General features: G+C 39.7%; 1 protein-coding gene. It reads left to right on the top strand.

Annotated features, from left to right (window positions below):
* Nucleotides 1-45 precede the first annotated feature (45 nt).
* A complete protein-coding gene (gene tssC / locus DMC01_RS12415) occupies nt 46-1,524 on the top strand; it encodes a type VI secretion system contractile sheath large subunit (RefSeq protein WP_142694497.1) in 1,479 nt (492 codons plus the stop codon).
* Nucleotides 1,525-1,600: the final 76 nt, after the last annotated feature.

Here is a 1,600-nt window from a genome sequence, read left to right as displayed (position 1 = left end):
CCACAAGAAAGATCACAAACAATGTCCAAAGAAATGCCGCAAGAAATGTCAAAAGAAAGATCACAAGAAATCCCACAAGAAGCAACAACCCCAACCCCCATCATTGAAAGCATAATGGAAAAAAGCAAGTATGCAAAGGATGATGAGGCTTATAGCATAGCAAAAAGAGGGGTAGCTGAGTTCATCTCAGCCATCATCAAGGATGATAAGCTTGAAGATAAGATTAATAAATTCGCCCTTGATGAGATGATAGCACACATTGATGATCTGCTTTCAAAGCAAGTTGATGAGATCTTGCATAATGAAGAGTTTCAAGCCCTTGAATCAACCTGGAGAGGCATTCATTTTTTAGTAGAAAGAACAGATTTTAATGAAAACATCAAGATAAATCTCTTTGATGCCACAAAAGAAGAGCTCTTAGAAGACTTTGAAAACAATCCCGACATAACCCAAAGCACAGCCTATAAAAACATATATTCAGCTGAATACGGACAGTTTGGAGGAGAGCCAATTGGTGCCATTATAGCTGATTATCAACTAAGCACAAGCAATGCTGATATGAGCTTTTTAAACAAAATTTCAAGCATAGCAGCGATGAGTCATTCTCCTGTGCTTACTTCTTGTAGCCCTAGCTTCTTTGGACTTGAAAATTACACAGAACTTGCACACATCAAAGACCTTCAAAGCCTGCTTGAATCACCTCAATACACGAGATTTAGAAGTTTCAGAGAAAATGAAGATTCTAAGTATGTAGGCTTAATGGTTACTAGGTTTTTAACCCGCACTCCTTATGATAATGAGGAAAATCCCATCAAAAGTTTTAATTACAAAGAAAGGGTGGATGCTTCGCATAATCACCTACTTTGGGGAAATTCAGCCTATGCCTTTGCCACAAGGCTTACTGAAAGCTTTGCAAGATACAGATGGTGTGGCAATATCATAGGTGTCAAAAGCGGAGGCTCTGTAAGGGATCTGCCAACCTATGTTTATGAAAGCTTTGGGACAAAGGAGGCTAAGATTCCAACCGAGGTTTTAATCACAGACAGGAGGGAATTTGAGCTTGCAGAACAAGGCTTCATAAGCTTGACACTTAGAAGAGATAGCAACAACGCAGCCTTTTTCTCAGCAAATTCAGCCCTAAAACCAAAGGTGTTTGCAAATACAGCTGAGGGCAAGGAGGCTGAGACAAATTACAGACTAGGAACCCAGCTTCCTTATATCTTTCTTATATCAAGGCTAGCTCATTATCTTAAAATCCTACAAAGAGAGGAAATAGGCTCTTGGAAGGAAAGAAGCGACATAGAAAGGGGGCTTAATGAATGGGTTCGTCAATATGTCTCAGATCAAGAAAACCCACCCTCTGAGGTAAGAAGCAGAAGACCATTTCGCTCAGCTCAAATCAAGGTTGAAGACATAGAAGGAGAGGCAGGCTGGTATAAGATAGGGCTAGTTGTGCGTCCTCATTTTAAGTATATGGGAGGCAATTTTGAGCTTTCCTTAGTTGGCAAGCTAGATAAGGAATAAAATGTCCTTGCTTGATAGGATTATGCATGGACTTGATGATGAAGAAAAGGGCATTGCTTTTTATCAAAATGAGTTT

This window comes from Campylobacter troglodytis (genome assembly GCF_006864425.1).
Taxonomy (GTDB): domain Bacteria; phylum Campylobacterota; class Campylobacteria; order Campylobacterales; family Campylobacteraceae; genus Campylobacter_D; species Campylobacter_D troglodytis.
This window is presented reverse-complemented; position numbering and strand designations above follow the sequence as displayed.

Coding starts and splice junctions, on each gene's coding strand:
- tssC (WP_142694497.1), top strand. CDS start 46: ATGTCAAAAGAAAGATCACAAGAAATCCCACAAGAAGCAACAACCCCA.